The organism is uncultured Chitinophaga sp., from assembly GCF_902168175.1.
Lineage (GTDB): Bacteria > Bacteroidota > Bacteroidia > Chitinophagales > Chitinophagaceae > Chitinophaga.
Genome location: NZ_CABHOU010000095.1, coordinates 178,640 through 197,414, shown reverse-complemented (window position 1 = coordinate 197,414; position 18,775 = coordinate 178,640). Strand labels below are relative to the sequence as shown.

At 46.0% G+C, this 18,775-nt stretch carries 12 protein-coding genes; 2 read left to right on the top strand and 10 right to left on the bottom strand.

Annotation, left to right across the window (positions count from 1 at the left end; translation table 11 throughout):
- Positions 1 to 2: 2 nt before the first annotated feature.
- Together QZT80_RS22080 and QZT80_RS22075 are read right to left on the bottom strand one after the other, a co-directional pair.
- Positions 3 to 1,085: a Wzz/FepE/Etk N-terminal domain-containing protein gene (locus QZT80_RS22080; protein ID WP_295127377.1), complete on the bottom strand. Its 1,083-nt coding sequence runs from the start codon at positions 1,083 to 1,085 to the stop codon at positions 3 to 5.
- Positions 1,086 to 1,111: 26 nt separating this feature from the next.
- Entirely contained in the window at positions 1,112 to 3,565 is a 2,454-nt protein-coding gene (locus QZT80_RS22075; RefSeq protein ID WP_295127374.1) for an SLBB domain-containing protein, read from the bottom strand.
- Between the two features lie 606 nt (positions 3,566 to 4,171).
- On the opposite strand from QZT80_RS22075, the gene QZT80_RS22070 reads away from it, so the two are divergent.
- Positions 4,172 to 4,672 (top strand): RNA polymerase sigma factor, encoded by a 501-nt coding sequence (locus tag QZT80_RS22070; protein WP_295127371.1) that lies wholly within the window; start codon positions 4,172 to 4,174, stop codon positions 4,670 to 4,672.
- A gap of 227 nt (positions 4,673 to 4,899) precedes the next feature.
- A complete protein-coding gene (idi, locus tag QZT80_RS22065; protein WP_295127368.1) occupies positions 4,900 to 5,433 on the top strand; it encodes an isopentenyl-diphosphate Delta-isomerase in 534 nt (177 codons plus the stop codon).
- 57 nt (positions 5,434 to 5,490) lie between these two features.
- Here the strand turns inward: idi and QZT80_RS22060 are convergent, their stop codons facing one another.
- The 8 genes from QZT80_RS22060 to QZT80_RS22025 all read right to left on the bottom strand — a co-directional run bounded on the left by QZT80_RS22060 (position 5,491) and on the right by QZT80_RS22025 (position 18,717).
- On the bottom strand, positions 5,491 to 6,891 hold the full coding sequence (locus QZT80_RS22060; protein ID WP_295127365.1) for an RtcB family protein: 1,401 nt from the start codon (positions 6,889 to 6,891) through the stop codon (positions 5,491 to 5,493).
- Positions 6,892 to 7,307: 416 nt separating this feature from the next.
- Positions 7,308 to 7,877, bottom strand: coding sequence for a DinB family protein (locus tag QZT80_RS22055; RefSeq protein ID WP_295127362.1), 570 nt, complete (start codon positions 7,875 to 7,877; stop codon positions 7,308 to 7,310).
- Between the two features lie 580 nt (positions 7,878 to 8,457).
- Positions 8,458 to 10,644, bottom strand: coding sequence for a DUF3857 domain-containing protein (locus tag QZT80_RS22050; RefSeq protein WP_295127359.1), 2,187 nt, complete (start codon positions 10,642 to 10,644; stop codon positions 8,458 to 8,460).
- Positions 10,645 to 10,651: 7 nt separating this feature from the next.
- Positions 10,652 to 12,544: a transglutaminase domain-containing protein gene (locus QZT80_RS22045; RefSeq protein ID WP_295127356.1), complete on the bottom strand. Its 1,893-nt coding sequence runs from the start codon at positions 12,542 to 12,544 to the stop codon at positions 10,652 to 10,654.
- Positions 12,545 to 14,169: 1,625 nt separating this feature from the next.
- Positions 14,170 to 15,252 carry a PA0069 family radical SAM protein gene (locus QZT80_RS22040; protein WP_295127353.1) on the bottom strand — a complete coding sequence of 361 codons (1,083 nt, stop codon included), beginning with the start codon at positions 15,250 to 15,252 and terminating at the stop codon, positions 14,170 to 14,172.
- A gap of 76 nt (positions 15,253 to 15,328) precedes the next feature.
- Positions 15,329 to 17,107, bottom strand: a complete 1,779-nt coding sequence (locus tag QZT80_RS22035) for a hypothetical protein (protein WP_295127350.1) — start codon at positions 17,105 to 17,107, stop codon at positions 15,329 to 15,331.
- Between the two features lie 294 nt (positions 17,108 to 17,401).
- Entirely contained in the window at positions 17,402 to 18,115 is a 714-nt protein-coding gene (locus tag QZT80_RS22030; RefSeq protein ID WP_295127347.1) for a hypothetical protein, read from the bottom strand.
- Positions 18,116 to 18,135: 20 nt separating this feature from the next.
- A complete protein-coding gene (locus QZT80_RS22025) occupies positions 18,136 to 18,717 on the bottom strand; it encodes a papain-like cysteine protease family protein (protein ID WP_295127344.1) in 582 nt (193 codons plus the stop codon).
- Positions 18,718 to 18,775: the final 58 nt, after the last annotated feature.

The following is an 18,775-nucleotide window of genomic DNA, read 5'->3' as shown; positions in this document are numbered from 1 at the left end:
ATTTATTTGGCCATTATTTCTTTATATAGCCTTGCTAATACAAGGTACAGTATGATTAAAAAAGCCCCGGTAAAACCTCCTATCATTAGCCCTTTAAATTTACCGAGTTTCTCCTTCTTCAGAGGCAAACGAGGAGTATCCACTACCTGGATTAGTGGCGTTTGTTGATCCATCGACATTTTCGCGAACTCAAGATTCTTCACAATTTCGGCATACATCGTCTGCAGCACTAACTTGTCCCGCAATGCGAGTTCCGTTCCTACCCTCGCCACATTGCGAGCGGGATTGGCATTTAGGTCTTCGGTAACGGCGGCAGAATAGGTTTTCCTGTTTAATAAAAATTCGATGGAGTCTGCTCGCGCCTGCAATTTTTCAACGGTATTTTTCGATCGCAGCGTCTTTGTCTGCACATAAAAATCCACCGCTTCATTCACCAATCTTTCTGTAAAAAGTTTAGAAAACCGCTGTTCGGGAGAAACTATTTTGACGGTGATGAAGCTCAACAATTTATCAGCCTTTGAGATAGTAAGGTGTTGTTTAGAAATTGAAAGCTGTATAAGATTCAGCACACTGTCCTGATCTATGCTGAAGCGTTCGCGATCGGCATTTACCGGGAACTTCACGCGTGACATTTTCGGATGTTTTACCCAAGCTTCTGTAAGGCCCGTAACATTCAGATACATCTCTGCCAATGTCAACTGCTTCCCATCTACCATTACTGATGCCAGAAGCGTACGCTCGATCATTAGCCGGGATCGGAGAAATTCGATGACGTTGTCGCCTGCAAACACACTTCCTCCTGCTGCTCCATTCCCGAGATTGATCCCTAGCTGGCTGGCGAGTCCTGCATAATTGCTCATTTGACCACCCTTAGTATCCTCTACAATAAAAGTAAGTTCTGCAGCATATTTAGGCTTTGAAAAAAACGCGAGTAATAGCCCTATCCCCCCACCAAGCGCAGAGACTAGCAGAATAATCCACCATTTTTTAAACAAAAACCTGGTCCAATCCTGCGTCTTTACAATGAGGTCTTTGATAGTTATATCTTCCTGATCCGTATGTTGTTGCGTTTCGCTTGCCTCCATAGCTGGTCTTTTACACTTATAAGAGATTACTTTATTTTATCGAGGATCGTAATGATGATCAACGCCACTGAGGCTAAGCCGGTAGTTAGCCCTACCACTTCGGTACCTGACATCCTGCGCGCATCTTTCTTGGCAGGAACATATATTTCTGCACCGGGTCGCAACCTGGGATAACTGTTAAAAAACAGTACCCGTTTGGTACTCTTCACCTCTCCATTGGCATAAACAACGTAACTCTTCCTTCTTAGTCCCTGACTTGTAAAACCACCGGCACCGCGTATATAGTCTCGGAACCCGAAATTTTTGTCGAAGCGGACCTTTTTAGGGAAATACACTTCTCCAAATAACTGTACGGTCTGTAATTTTTTAGGGATCCGGATGACATCACCTTCTTCGAGGAAAAGATCATATTTTGACCCTGGCGATGCGAGAATTTTATCCAATTGTATACCAAGCAATTGCTCGTTTTTCATCATAGTGCCCTGTACTTTCGCAATAGCGTTGGTGTCGGAAAGCTTGTTATAAAACACATCTAGTTTGCTGCTCAACAACGCACTGTCACCATTATTAACAAATGTTTTTCGTAACAACAATGCTCCTTCGGGAAATGCCTCGGGGCGTAGCCCACCGGCGCGGCGTAATAGATTGGAAATTCGTTCAGACTTCGCGTTTACTGTATATAAACCCGGATACAACACCTCTCCATCGATAAACACATTACCCTGTTCATTATAAATTGGCGACCTGCGAATGGTAACTTCATCGAACGGTTGCAAGATAAAATTCGTATCGCCGCCCGTACGCAAATCTCCGCTGATATTAAATTGCTGGATAAAGGCCAGCGCAGTATCACGCCCTTCATAAGATGCATTCCTAATACGTCGCGAAATCTCTACCTGTTGCAGCGAAGCCGCATCTGTAAGGCCGCCTGCCAGCAGCACCAGATCCTCTAGCTGCATACTTGCTGCATAAGGGAAATAGCCAGGCTTGTTTACCTCGCCGGAAATTTTCACCTGATACGATTCCTGCAAATCAGATTTACTGAAGATAAACACGCTATCTTCCCGCTGCAGCACCTCTATTTGGGTTCCATTCAGCACCTTCGTTACGTCGAAAGCTACATAGGCCTGGCTGCGATCACCCTGCAACCTGCGGATCAAACCACGGTTCAACGAAGCTTCTTCCTTCACGCCATCGGCCCTTTTGATAAGGTCGGCAAGGGTCATCCCCTGGGATAACGCGTATGCACCGGGGTGATAAATGGCCCCTGTAATGGTCACTCTGTTGGTATAGGTATTCAATATAGAATCCACGTAAAATCGATCGCCCGACTTCAGCTTAAAAGTGCCCACTTCACCAGAGTTAACGGTCAATACCTCCCGTTCTCTACTATTAATACGTTGTACGCTGATGTTATCACGATAAGCAATATCAGTATATCCTCCTGCGAAGTCCAGTATAGTTTGCAGTGTTTCGCCTTCCTTCGCCTCAAAAATTGCCGGCCTTTTTACCTGCCCGGCTAACTCAATGCGCGTCGCATACGGATTCACCCGCACAATATCCTGATCGCGCAATACCACATTGTTCGTCAGATCACCTCGGGTTAAAAAATCGTAAAGGTCAAAAGTCGCGACTACCTTGCCGTTACGGATCACCTGAATATTGCGGAAGGAACCGTTTTCGCTGGGACCGCCCGACAGATACAATGCATTGGCAACGGTAGCGAGCGAGGGCAATGTGTAAGTAGCAGGCGCTACTACCTCACCGATCAATAACACCTTAATACTGCGGATATTGCCCAGCGATACGCTTACAAAAGTATTTCCCGTGCGGATGCCTCCATATATTGTACCCAGTTGTTTGGTGATTCTTTCCTTGGCCTCTTCCATGGATAAGCCGTTTACATACACTGGTCCCAGATTTGGAATTCGGATATAGCCTTCGGGCGTTACCTTCAGGCGATGCTGTACTTCGGAATAACCATACACGTCAATAAGTATCTCGTCGCCCGTAGCCAACTGGTAGTTAGGCGGCGTAGCCATTCTAAGGTTCGGTTCAAAAGAAAGATTTTTGTTAGAAAAAAGTTCTGATCCGAATATGCGGCGGCGGTGCTGAACCGCTTTTATTTCATCCTGGGTCATCGGACTGTCGGTAGCACCATCAACACCCCGCTCTCCTGTAGTCCCACCTTCTCCCGCCGACTGTGTGGCCAGCTCTTTATCGAGGTTTAAAGCTATTATCCGTTGTTTCAACTTCTGGACTTCCGATGAAGGAATGCCTTTTTGCTGAGCATAAGTGTCCAGCTGCGAGATGTCCATCCTATTCTTTTTCATATCCGCTACCACCTGCCTTACCTGGTCGTCGCTCAGGCTCTCTGCTTTCATCTGCTTCATCGCTTCAGACGACATAGTCGGTACCTGGGCGCTAACACACAGGGTTACAAGCACGAACAGTTGAAGCAACAAAAGTTTTTTTATCATAAGACGTTTTCTCGAAATTTGGATAACACACTCCCGCCCCAATTTTGGGATTGGGGTTTAAAAATGCAGGCAAATTTATTAAAAATACTACATAAATGTTAGGAGATTGAAAATCAATCTGATTAAAGCCTCTAAGCACTAGTCGTATTAAATAAAAAAATATGCATATTATCAATAGAAGGAATATAAAAGAAGCTTTTCTATTCCCATCGCACGCATAATTCTAATCTCATCTTTTTGTAAAACAATACCAATATTATTATATAGCATCTCATTTATCATGCCCATAGTAAAAACAACGGCATCTATTGTATTTATCCCCCTGGCACTAAACCATTTATCTCCCCTTTACGTACATTAATATGAACGGGCTACTACACATTCACGTTAATCTTAATTCATATCCCAAAATAGTTAAACACTTTAACTAAGCACTAAATTCCAAAATAGCACAATTGTACTTATTTGTTGTCATTTTTACAGTTGATTATTAAGTGTTTAAACAACCTTTACATTTTCGTGTGATGCGAAAAAACCACTCAAAAAGCTTGGAATGAATTCCTTTTTTGTTTAAATTAGTATTGTAACCACTTAAACATTATTTATATGTCATCCGCTGAATTTAACACCCTATTACTCAGCAATGCTGATTTCCTTAAGCCATTCGCCATCACCCTCACCAAAGATGCCGAATCTGCCAAGGATCTCTACCAGGAAACTATGTTCCGCGCCATCTCCAACCAGGAGAAATACCTCGCAGGAACAAATATCAGAGCCTGGCTGTACACCATCATGAGGAACATCTTTATTAACAACTACCGGCGAAAATCAAAACAACACCTCTGCTTCGACAACTCTTCCAACGACTTCCTGCTTAACTCACACCAGACCATTATCGGTAACCACGCCGAAGCCGGACTAAGGATTAAGGACATACAAGTAGCCGTTCACCAGTTGCCGATCATCTTCAAAAAGCCGTTCCTGTTGTTTCTCGACGGTTTCAAGTATTACGAAATCGCCGATGTTCTACATGAACCTTTAGGTACCATCAAAAGCCGTATTCACTTTGCCAGGAAAATGCTGAAAGCACAAGTATCTAACAACTAACACCAGCAAGGAAAAAACCTCAACATTACAATAACCCAAAACAAACATCACCCCTTTTTATCAGGCAACACCTTTACACAAACACTGACATTCATTACTCTTTTAACTGTTACAAAGCTAACTGCACCTGTATCGCAGCAAAATACCTTTTGTCATTCTGATAAGGAATAAAGCTTAACTTGGACTATCTTTTATAACCATTAAAAGACCCAAATTTTTAACCGTCTATGTTAAGCACTTCAATTGCTGCTGCCGTTGTTCTGGTAAATGAGAACGATGAGCCGGTAGGTACCATGGAAAAAATCGAGGCCCATCAAAAAGGCTTACTTCACCGCGCATTTTCGGTATTTATTACCAATGCAGCGGGAGAAATGCTTTTGCAACAACGCGCCTCCGGCAAATACCACTGCCCCGGACTGTGGACCAACACCTGCTGCAGCCACCCTTTCCCGGGCGAAAGGGTAGAAGAGGCGGCGCACCGCAGATTAAAAGAAGAAATGGGATTTGATTGTGAGCTGAAAGAGGTGTTCAGCTTTACGTACAGGGTTGAATTTGATAATGGCCTCACCGAACATGAATACGATCATGTGTTTATTGGAAGGTATGATGGTGAAATAGTACCGGAGAGCAGCGAGGTGAGTGCCTATAAATATGTAGCCCTTGCTAAGATCAGCGAACAACTGGCCAGCGAAGCGGATACGTTTACTCCCTGGTTCCGGCTGGCGTTTTCACGAGTGGAACAATTGTTAAAAACGAAATAGTGTCTTTAGATAAATAGTAAAAGGGTCGCGAAAATTCGCGACCCTTTCTTGTTGTACTTACTCCCCATCGGCCATCCTCACAATAGTAGGCCGAAAACGGGCGAGAACTTCCACCAGGTCGGTTTGGGCTCCCATTACTTCATTGATGTTTTTATAGGCCATTGGCGCTTCATCCAATCCACCGCCAATTAATGTAACCCCGTTATCGCGCAACATTTTATCCATCGCATTACGCGTTACATTTTGTTTGGCAGCGCTCCTGGACATTGCCCGCCCTGCGCCATGCGATGCGGAATCAAGCGAAGCTGACTCCCCACGGCCCTTTACTATAAAGCCAGGTGCGGTCATGGAACCCGGGATAATTCCCAGCACACCTTTACCTGCGGGCGTAGCACCTTTACGGTGAACGATCATCTCTTTACCTCCATGTTTTTCTTTCCATGCGAAGTTGTGATGGTTCTCTACCCGCACCAGCACTTCGGCCCCCATCGCTTTGATCATCTTTTCATGGATCAGGTGATGACAGGCGGAGGCGTAGTCGCCGGCCAGATTCATAGCCAGCCAGTATTCCTGGCCTTCTTCGCTATCCATATCTAACCAGGCCAGGTGTTGCACTTCTTTTGGCAACGGACAAAGCTCCTTTGCCAGCTTGGTATAATGCCCCGCTATTTGCGCACCTAAACCCCGCGATCCGGAGTGGGTAAGGATAGCAGTGTAATCACCTGCAGGCAATCCCCACTCATTCTTATCATCTGCTATTTCCACAATACCCCATTCCACGAAGTGGTTGCCTGAACCGGAAGTACCCAGTTGTCCCACTGCCTTTTCGTGCAGGTGCTTCAACAGCGGCAGTTCCCGGAACTCGTTACGCTCCAGCACTGCGTTATCAGGTGTATGTTTCCAGGCAGCGCCTGTACCGAACTTGGTGTTATCGGTCAGTACTTTCACAAACCTGTTGTACTCGCCAGCCTGCAGTTTTACCGGCAGGTCCACAATGCTTAAGCACATACGGCATCCTATATCCACGCCTACTCCATATGGTATTACGGCGTTTTCGGTGGCTAGTACGCCGCCAATTGGCAGGCCATACCCATGATGAGCATCGGGCATTAAAGCGCCGGCTACAGCTACGGGCAGGCGTACGGCCTGTTCCATTTGCCTGATAGCAGCAGGGTCAATATAATTGGCACCATAAACGCTGTATGGTACGGGTTCGGTACGTAAAGCACGCTCTTGTTCTTCTTCCTCTTCCACCAAACGCTCGGCGATCTTTACCAGCGCTTCGTCTTCCAGGTATTCCTCAGGTGTTGCCAGTACTTTCGCTAAAATATCCAACGCATCTTCTGCAGAATGATGTTTGTAATGTTGTTCCATTACCCCTATCGCGATGCTGATCACCGGGCTTTCGGGATAACCAATGTTACGCAGGTCTTTACCCCGCAGTTTTAATTTTGCCATTGATGTTGTTATTGATAGTTGCACCCGGTAAAACGGCATTACCGGCTGTATGAATGTAAGTTTTTTATCCGCAGGTGAATACATGAGCAGGTTGCAGGGCCGGGGGATAACATATTTTACCGGCGACCACATTTTGTATGCCTGGGTTTGCTGCCATAAGGCAGCGGCGTCGTATGGGTGGTATAAAAAAAGGTCCGGCTTATACGGCCGGACCTTGTTATATTTAGTCGTTCACTACTATTTTCGTTGATCGACATAACACGCCCCGAACCCGCTACAGTCTATGCTATCCGCATAAGCCGCCACCAAATTCCCATATGATCTGTTCGTGAGCATTGTTATAAATTTTAAAGTTGAATACAAAGGTATACACGAAAAGTCTGAATTGCAAAATAAATTCCGTGTACCCTTATTAGTTAGGAAGCCATTGCTTCTGTTTCCTCATACTGCATTTCCAATTTCTGCATCTGCCCAACGTGACGCTGTATGTGCATGGTAAGGAAATAGATGTATTGATAAACGTCGATTTTACCGAGGTTATTAACGCTCATATTGATACTTACCAGCCGGCCTTCTCCGTTTTTAAGCAGGGAAAGATTATACATGCACTGTGCATATTGCTGTTTAAGCAGCGTACGCACTTCCGACATTGCTTTTAAGCCCGTTGGCTCCATATGTTCAGGCCTAACCCATTGAAAATCGCCATCGCTGATCACATCGATCTCGCGAAACTTTTCTTCGTAATTGGCTGGCGGCATCACTATAAGGCCATCTACACGGCGGTCCAGCGCGCGGCGGGTGCTTTTGCTGATAATCAGGAGCAGAAAATAGTTGGCTAAACTAATGTGCTCTAATACTTCCCTGGCATTCCAGTGGTCTAACGTGGGTTTGAAGTGCAACAGGGAATGATCCTTATCGAACCAACGGTCGATTTCCCTAAAGTTTTCAACCAGGGCCTCTCTTACAAGTTGTACTACATTTCTCATGGGCTCAAGTTTTGGGGGCAAGCCACTTCTAAAATTTAAAGCGCGTACCGGTTAATATATATGTTGATGTCCTATTCTATTCTTTTCCATAACGGCTAAATAAAAAGCCCGGTCTGCATCTTGTTTGCGGACCGGGCATTTATAATTATAAACTACTTCGTTTAAATCATAACATACCTCACCCGCCCTGCTTTTTGCATAAAAGCCTGCTTTGATGCCTTTCGGATAATACATTTGTTTATCCTCGTGCATGCATTCTGCGACAGCGTTTGAATCATCATCTTTTCCATCTCACTTATAAAGAAAAGGTCCCGCTTTCCGGCGGGACCTTCTGTTATATCTTAGTAACTTTTAGTTATTTCTGTTTATAACATACCCGCTCAATCTCCGCCAGCTTTGTTTGCTTGCGTGAAATCATCACTTGGTTCATATTTTGACAACTGCGTAACACTTCTGTTTTGTTGTATTTCTATTTAACTCTACAGCAAATATAATTTGATTTTTTTGAACTGCATAATTTTCCAGGTAAAAAAATTATTAATTCAAAAAAATTTACTAAAACAAGTTTCAAATGAACATCTTATGATTTTTTAAACAGCACTTTCTGGTCCTGAAAGGCCAGTGCGGCGTCTATCACCTTCACTAAATTGCTCCATTCGGCCACCTTCTCGTATGCATGCTTATACGTTTTTCGTACGTTGATGTTCAGTTTATCACCCATCACCTGTGCTTTTACCTGGAATGCCGCAGCAGCATTATCAACGTCCTGGTTTAGTTTGTCCAGGCCTTCTACGGTATATCCCTGCGGCACCTGTATTTCTATATTATACTCGAACGAGCGGGCAAAAGGCATATACATGTCCACCTTGCGGTCGCGCTGCGATGGTTTCAGCGTTAACTGGCCGCCAATGAGTTTACCGGCATCCAGTATATAATTATTACCGGCACGCTTCAGCAGCCCGTCGAAGGTGAACTGGGTGTTATATACGAAGTCCGGATCGGTGTGCTGTAACCCCATCTTCACAATGCTGTATTTGGTCACCTCCCTGGGCTCTATATCAAACGAGCCCTGAATTTCTTCTTTAAAGATTTCCTTCCAGTCTTTACGGGCCTTGGCGAAGGCGTTAGTATATTCCTCGGCCAGCGAACGGTTCTTACGGCTGTCTGCAAAATCTTCCATAAAAGATGATTTCACCCCCATGGCCTGGCGCTCCTGCTCATAATAGTCTTCAAACAGTAGCAGGTTTTGCTGGTCATCGTGTTTCAGGTGCCCTTTCACCGTGGTGGTGCGATCTATCTTCAGTAGCTGCATATCCGCATCCAGCGTAATCTTCATTTTTTCCAGCTTGGCATTTTGGTCGGCCGTGGATTTAGGTACCGTTACCTCTCCCTCAAAACCATCGTTACTGCGAACTTTGGCACCTTCCACCACCGGTGCCTCCTGGCCTTCAAACTCCGACGCTACGTAGGCGGCATTGGTAAACATCCCTTCTACGCTTATGTACAATGGCTTTTCTTCCCTGGTCTTTAACATCCACTCATAATCGCCGGGCAACAACACCTCTTCCTGGCTGGGCCCGTATTTAGACGTTACCAGTACGAAGTCGGTATTAATATCATTTTTTACCAGGATGTAATTAAGGTATAACAGGAAACGCTTCTGATTAAGGGTGCTGTAATTCCTCGACTGGCCCACCAGGATCTTGTCACCGGCGTTCACCCTGTATAACGCCAGGTAGCGGATGGCATAATAGGCGAAAGTCACAACATCCCGGTCGGTGGCGTTTCTATGTGTCTTTTTATAATTGGCGATCAGGTCTTTCGTTTCGTTAAGAAAGGGCACTGTAGCGTAAGATGTTCCTCTCCGTTCGTACAACACTACATTAGTAGCTGTTTCTTTTATACGGTAGATGGCCGGATTTTTCATTACTGCACCTTTGGGCGGAGCGGCGAGCGCCGGATCATTTTGCTCAGAGAGGCTCATACGTATCAGCGGGACCTGGCGGAACGGCGACATCCAAAGGCCGATCGGCAGACTGGGAATGTTTTTTACCAGCATATCCAGCTCCACGGTGCCATCTTCATAACGCTTTTTAAATTCCGGGGCGCCGTTTATAGACCGATACTGTGTTACGAAACGGTCGCTTATTTCGGTGTGGATAGAGTAAGACAGGATGGGTTTATCATCGCCCAGCACAAATACCTCCGGCAAAAAGCGCTGGTAACCTTCCAGTACCTGTTCCATACAAATGAAGTAGTCGATAATATCCCCCACCTGCAAATCAGAAATAGCCAGCTTACGTTGTTTGTCCGTTCTATCGTCGCTGGTAGCTACCGCGTCATCTGCATTCACATATTTAACAGATCCGTCGGGCTTGATGATGCGCACACCTAACACCTGCGTTTCTGTAACCGGGTACGACATCAGCGAACGGCTGAACTGCTGGTAATTGAATTGCGAATATTCCTCCAGTGCGGCCTTGTCATTGATCTTCACCATCTCGCGAACGGTACGAATGTACGTACGTTTACGTTTACGGCCCGAGGCGCTGATATCTATATGCCGCGCCAGTACTACACCAGATTCTTTATTTAGACTGTCGGGAATTGTACGGTTTTTGAATGCCGGCAGTGTCCATGCCCACACTTCGCTCCTTATCTCCTCCGCCCGTTCCTTATATTTGGCGTCCTGTTTATCTTGTGCATGCACGTTTGTGACTAACAGCACGGTTATAACGCTTGCCAGCAGCAAGTGCCATCTTTTCATGGGTTATCTATTTTTTTGTAAATGATATCTGTTGCATATAGTTCCGGGATAGTGTTTTAACATCCTCATTCCACTGGCCAAAAGCATTTTTGGGAAGATGGGTATCTTTGATCACCAGCTCTTTGCGGTACACGATCTTGTTGGCCTTTACCTCGTAACTAACCACGAAGTCGTAGGAAGGACGGCTTACTTTCATGCCCGTTGGCAATTCGTTCACCTTTAATCCGTCGGGCACGAGTAACTCCGTTTCATGCACCAGCTTACGTTTGAACTGAAACAACAAATCTGTGCGGCGTTTGGAAGTATCAATATCCATCCCTTTCATTTCTTTCCTGAAATCCAGTTCCAGGTACAGATCATTACCGAAACCGGTGATAGCATTCTTGTACTGCACATCGTATTTCATGGTCAGATCCGTATTCCAGTCGTTCAGGTTGGAAGTTTGCAGGTTATTAATATTACATTGAGTTTTGCCTTCAGAAAGATAACTCTGTAAGGCATCCTGTAACTTTTCCTTTTTGATACCGTGGATCTGCGTTAAGAGAAGTTCGGTACTCTCCCCTGTATAACGATGCTCCGTAACCCCGGCCAAATCGTTGCCCTCGATGCGCAACACACGCTTTTCATACGACTCGTTCTGGTCGCTCGTAGCGGTAGGTATACGCTCAATCGTATACTTAGCCCCATCCTCCACCATCACCTGGCGGCCCTGGATACGTTCAGCATATTTATCGAAACCAATGTAACTCTCGGTGGCGTCCAGGAAATAACGTTTGCCTTTGTAGTTAACACCGCAAATCATATGGTTATCTACAGAAAGCGATGCAATGGAATAATCGTAGGCAATGTGGTTCGTCCCGATCCAGCAGAGGCGGGCATCGAAACCGAGCGAAACAAGCAATTCTTTTGTGAGATTAGCCATTCCTTTACAATCGCCATATTTCTTTTGCAATACTTCCTGTGCTTTGGCAGGCTTAAAACCGGCGATACCATCCTCGAAAGCAATGTAGCGGATGTTTTCCTGTACCCAGTTAAACACCGCTTTTATTTTAGACAGGTCATCTTTCGCATCTTTTGTAATCGACTCTGCTAATGGCTTTATCGTAGCCGGATCGTTACCGATGGTCAGTACCAGGCCGTGGTACCAGGCATACAGATCATCCGTGGTGTTAAAAAAATTAGCGCGGCCGTTCTTTGTATCGGCATATTTGCTGCATACAAGCAAGTGGGGATAAATATGCGAAGGGCCGGGCGACATCGACTCATTCGGCCTTGCAGCCAGACCATTGATGGTATATACATATACGTCAGCGTCGATTTTCTGATCATACGTCACTGCTTTTTTTACCGGATAACCTGCAAAGTTCATTTCCTTAATATCTGCATGCATCCAGCGTGGCACTACAAACGTAACCTCTTTAGCTTCCTGGAAATAACCTTCGTGGAAATACACGGCGGTCAGGTATCGGGGATCGTTGGTAGTGCGTTGTAACTCCACATAACTCTCTGTGCCTTTCTTTTCAAGGGGCAGTGTCAAAGTAGCTACGCGCATATCAGAAAAGAAGTACTCATCAATCTCGTAGTACCGATATTCAGGTTTGATAGACTTCACGCGTTCGTTATTCACGTACACGCGAATATCATCGATGGTACTTTTATCATCGTAAAACTCCACTATCCGGAGATTGGTGCGAAACTCGTTGCATTTATAAACGGTACGGGTGTTTTCGCGCACTTTCACCGGGTTGTCTTTATCACCGGTAACAAACTCGTATCGCTGTTTCATTTCGCTGATCACGACATTCTTATCGTCGTCCTGCCGGGCACAAAGCTCTAGTGGGGCAATAGCGATGCAGGTATACATCAGCCACTTCCACAGGCAATTAGGATAAATACTCATAAAATTGGGGGCTGCCACTGGTGACGAGCCGTAATAAAGATAATTAAATAATACATAATTATAAAATTACATAGTATTAAAAAATTGAATAGAACAACTGTAACAGGGAAATTAATTAGGGACAATCGGCGGAAAAACACGGGATTGCATGCTATTAAGAAGCAGTTTGCAGCAGGATACCTGCAGGAAAAGCGCAGGATAACTGTAGGATAATAGCAGCATCGTATGCGGTGTGGTAACGATGAATATAAGGTATGAATCGTACTAAAATAGGTTTACACCCAGGGTGATTAATCCGGATGATGCTTTACAGTGTGACGACTAGTAACATAAGGAAGCAAGTTGATGATTATCAATTAGAAAAACGACAATTACGACATTTACGACAAAAACGACACGCGATTTGTTGAAGGCCTCCGCCACCTCTAATTTTACGATCAAAACATTGCATGATGAGTAACAAAAAAATACAAAGGAAACTTGAAGAAATGCTCGGAGGTCTTGTGTTGCTGAAAGTGGCGGACGGGCTTAAGGTACGGCGGAAACGGGGCCCCAAGGGAGAACGCGTACTTAAGGCACCAGAGTTCGAAGGCTCCAGGGGAAGTTTGCAGGATTTTATCATGGCCAGCAAGGCCGGCAGAACTTTGCGGATGTCGCTCAAACATAGCCTTGGCTGGGTGAATGACAACAAGATGTATAATCGCCTAACCAGTACTTTTTGTAAAGTGGTGAGGGACGATACGGCGCACGCGGCAGGCAGCCGGGGCATTGGCAATGAACAGCTGGCAAGGCTGAAGGGATTTGAGTTTAATGAGAAATGCCCGTTAAGCAGGATACTGTTTGCTCCTTATAAAACAACAATCGACCGGGCCACCGGGGAAGCCGTTATTACGCTTAAAAACTTTTCTCCTGCCAAAATGGTTTCCGCACCAACAGGCGCTACTCACTTCGCACTGCACGCAACCGCATCGGCAGTAACCTTTGAAGCAAGGCAGTCAAACAGTTCGGAAAGCGAAACGGTCATGATACCTGTAGATGCAGCAAACAGCGGCGATATAACACTACGCATGCAATTACCAGCAGGCACTACGGCCGCTTTGTTTCTTGCGTTTGGTATCTATTTTATCCAGCATTCGAATGGCGTTAATTATCCATTGCTGGGGAGTGATTATAGTGCGCTGAAATTAGTGGAAGCCGGAAATGGGCAGGCGGCTGCGTACATTGAGGAAATGAAATCGTCGGAGTATAAGGAAGACGCTTCCGGATGTATTCAGCAACCGGTCGCTGGCGAACCGGCGGAAAGCGGATTTTCGAAGCACAATTGTGGCAGATCGACAACTCCCGAGAAAGGAAGCCTAACAACAACCAAAGCGCGGTATTCTCCTGCACCCAACTTCGCATGCGTTAAAATTCCGGGACGAACTAAGCGGTTACGACACCATCAATCCTATCATCATTATGAAGAAAGTGATTCAAACTTTTGTACCGGCAAACATACGAGCCTCAAACTTGTGAATGCCCGGCTAAGACAATGTCGAACACCGGACGTGCTTAACAGCGGGCGTATACACGTCCGTGATTGCCACCCCAGTTATTTACCACCAGCATCAACCAATACCGCACCACTAAAACAACTTCAACTGCACCTGCGGCCGTTCGAACAGCGAGGTGTTAAATTCAAACTTCTCCAGATTCAGGCCCAGCTTTTTGGTGTGGATACGGAACTGCTGATTGATCATCTCGGATATGTTACCGCTGCCTTTCATACGGCGGCCCCAGTCGCTGTCGTTAACATGCCCACCATGCAGGCCCTCAATCATGTGCCATACTTTGTCTGCACGATCGGGAAAGTTTTTGTACAGCCAGTCGTTGAAAATTAACTTAACGGCATCATTCAATCGCACTACGGTGTAACCCGCCTGCTTAGCGCCATTATTGGCTGCCATTTCCAATATCTGCGGCATTTCATGATCGTTGAGACCGGGAATAAGCGGGGCTGTCATTACACCTACGGGGATGCCCAGTTCGTGCAGGTCCTTGATCACCTTTAATCGCTGGAGGCCTGTAGCGGTGCGTGGTTCCATTTTCAGGCGGAGGTCTTCCTGTAAAGTCGTTACTGATACGAACACACAAACAAGGTTATGTTCGGCTAATTTCTGTAGTATATATTTATCACGTAAAACGAGAGAATTTTTTGTGATGATACCTACCGGCTGCTTGTACTGTAAACACACCTCCAGCAACTGGCGGGTAATCCACATCTTACGCTCCAATGGCTGATAACAGTCTGTATTACCGGAAAGTGATAACGGTTTGCATACCCAGTTCTTGTTATCCAAAAACTTCTTCAGCAATTCGGGCGCATTCTGCTTAACGATAATCTTACGCTCGAAATCAAGACCGGCACTCATTCCCCAATACTGGTGAGAATTACGGGCGTAACAATAGATGCAGCCGTGTTCGCACCCCTGGTAAGGGTTCATCGAATACCACATGCCAACATCCGGACTATCCACCTTGTTTACCAGTGTCTTCGCATGCTCTTCAAATATCTGGGTAGGCACATCGGCCTGCCACCACTCGTCAATACCCTCTGCATGTTCCTGTTTGTACTCGCCTTTCAGGAACCTGTTCTTCGGGTTAATCTGAGCGCCTCTTCCTTTATAATACGGGCTTTCGGAAGGATTATCGTTAAAAGGCAACGTCATCTTTACTGCTAATTATGTTAGTAAAGATACTAATTTTATTAGCAGTACAAAATAATTTTAGGCGCTGTAAACAGAATTAAATAATCTGCATCTGCTGCATCAGGAAGGTGGCATTCTTATTCCGTGCAATGCCTTCACGCATAAGATAATCGAAGTGAAGGTCGCCGTTTTCGAGACTACTCTCGAAACAGAAATTGCGTATCTGTGTTGGATATTTTTGCTCCAGACTACCCAGTTCAAGATCATGCGTGGCAATCATTCCCAAACAATTATACTCCAGGAAATGTTGGATGAGCCGCAACGAACCGGTGAGTTTATCTTCTGAATTAGTACCCTTAAGAATTTCATCGAGGATAATAAATACACGCTCTCCTGTTTTTAGCACCTGTATGATATGCTGCAGGCGTAACAACTCCGCCTGGAAGTAAGAAGTATGCCGCGCAATGGAATCCTTAATACGCATGGAGGTCATAATGCGGGTAGGACTGCAAGTGAAGCTGGACGCACAAACCGGCGCACCCTGCATAGCGAGCAACAGGTTAACACCAACGCTACGCAGGAAGGTACTTTTGCCCGACATGTTGGAACCAGTGATGATCAGGAATTGCGCCTGTTCGCCAATCGTAACATCGTTGGTAACACATTCTGCAGCGGGAATCAATGGATGACCAATAGCAGTACCTGAAACGGTAACGGGGCTATCGTTTACATGCGGATAAATATACTGGGGATGATTATAAGCAAAGGTGGCAAAGCTGTTAAGCACTTCCAGGCGGGCAATCACATCGAGCCAGGAAGGCATCTGGCTTTTAAATTTTTCTTTCCAGTTTTCCAGTGCAAAAGCACACTGGATATCGTAAAGAAATAGAAGATTAAGGAATAACGCCACCAGGATGTTGAGGCGCTGATCGAGCAGGTTGCCTGTTTTCGCCAGTTTACGTAATGCTATATCTGCTTCGGCTGCGGTATTTTTGTATTGTGTAAGCAAAGCCGACTGCCATGGTGCCTCCCGCACCTGCTGCAACAGGTTGGCAAACTTGTGCAGTACACGCTCTTTGTTTCCGAGGTGTATATACATCTCATTTACTCTCTTCACACTGGCGCCCAGCATCAAACCATTCACCACGAGCATCAGGGAGAAAGGAATGTAGTTGCCGGTAATGATATAATACACGATCGATGCGATCACCAGCAGGGGCAATAGAATCCTGGCTATCCGTAACCATTTTTTACCGACGAAATGAAGCGGCATATTAAACCAGGCCTGCAGTCCTTTCACATCATCGGGCTTCTCTTCTGCCAGCACAGCCTGTGCGGTATATAACTGCCTGAGGTCCAGCTGCGGCGCCAATTCTTTTACAGCATCCTGCACCTGGTGAATATCTGCTGCATTAGCAGGATACTGACGCAGCGAGTCGGCCAGCTGCTTTTTACCCAACAGTGTGCCCGTACGGTTAATATACTGAAACAGGGAAGACGGCCCAAACACGTCCAGGTCGCCCGCAAAATCATGCTGATCGTCGATAAACTCGGCACCGTCCGCAAAGGCAGCCTTGTGTTCGGTAGCCAGCAACAACTCTTTTTCATTCAGATCGAGTAGTGCTTTATACAGATTTAACTTATCCTGCGACCGTTGATAACGCACCAGCGAAAACACAAATACCACGGTCAGGGCAGCGATTACCAGCAGCCATACAGGGATAAAATCGTTGTGAAAATATTCGTAAACCGAAATAATAGCGAGCAGAAAAATACCTAACCTGGCCCAGGCCAACCCTCGTAACTGACGTTCCAATTGTTTGATGTGTTGCCTGTAGTGTTGTGTCTTTTGCTGGTATGTGTGTGCAGGGTTCATATATTAAAACGTATGCTCCCGGCAAATTACGGGAATATGCGCAGCAGGGCAAATCGGGAACGGAAATTTGTACACATGGCAGCTTTCCGGCTACGAAACATCAGTATCAACGGGCGTAAATAATTACTGTCATGTATACACCTCGTCCTTTCTCTTTAAGAAAGAATATACGAAACCTGGTACCGCAATCAAATCCCCTTAATAGCACACCGGCCGGTGCAGCCATGTATACACCAAAATAAAAAAGCCACCGACACGCAACAGGCGCCGATGGCTTAACCAATCCTATAACAGTTAATTTACAATCCGTTTTCCGTCTATCTCTTTGCCATAGCGGTCTTTAGCAGCGCGCGCCGCATTGGAGAGTACCCGCACCAGCTCGTAGGCGGACATAGGCCTGTCTTTATAAACACCGGCCTGCTCATCAGACACTACCGGGTAGTACAACCGCCTGCCGTCTATGCTTGTTTCGATAAAGGCGAGCTGTAAACCTGGAATATTTACCAGGCCGAACGCCTGCCCCTGGCTTAGTTTGCGGGCATTGGTCACAACCGCGGCATGCCCCTGGTCAAAACCGGCTATCTGCCATCTTTCGCTCATGCCGGTAATCTTAACGGTGGATTTTACCGCGCCGCCTACTGCCAGCGGATATACAAGTTCCTGCTGTTCGGTGGACTCGAAGCGTGAAAGTGGGTTAAGGCTGTCGTTAGCCATAGAGCTATCGCCGGCCAGCAGTTTATCGAAACTGAGTACCTGCAGCTTTACCGGTTCCTCTGCCTTGGCCTCTTTAGCCTCGGCGACAGAAGCAAAACCGAATGCCTTAATATTATCGTCGGAAAGCTGCTGCAAATCGCGCAGCGCCACTTCCAGCGCTTTTTGTGGTGAGTTCATAACGATGGCAGTATCGTTTGCGCCACCATTACCGCCCGACTGGCCTGCCGTGCAAGCCAGCAGCCACGCGGTACAGGAGACCGTAAACAGGGTATATATTTTTGATTTGAGCTTCATGATCATTGATTTTTTAGGGTTTAACGAAATTTGAAATCATACATGGTACTCCAATGGTCGGAGCTGCCTGAATTACTGTATTCCTCGTAGGTAATAGACCTGTCTGTACCTTCGCAGGGGGCCCATGGGTCGCGCAGGAACAGGTAGTTGGTGCTGCCAACACTGACGTAGCCATAGATGACCAATACGTGCCCAACACCGCCGGATTTAGGCCCATAAGCGTAGGCTAGCGGTTGTTTACGACAGTAAATGTACTTCTTCAGACTATCCCATGGCAAAGGCGTGGTAGATTCCCTGAAATCGAAGCCACTCTCGGAGAACATCGTCCACGCAGGCATGTTACAGGCAGAATTTTTCGGGCAATTACCCTGGCAGCAATCGTTTCTGCCAAAACGTTGATTAGCCAGGTCGCACTGCTGCACAGGATGCCCTAAAAATGTAGTGATCATTTGGGTGGTAGCGGCCCAACACCAGTTGTTCGTTTGCTGCGAAATAAGCGGAACCGGTTGTGAACCTACATTTGCAGGTTTGCAACAAGCAGTCAGATAGAGGCAGAGACCCAGTAGCATACAGGCCTGCCAATGAAAGCAATTCTTTTTCATTGAGGTTATTCTTTTGAAGTTAACAGATAAACGTGGTTATGCAACTCGACGACGGGTA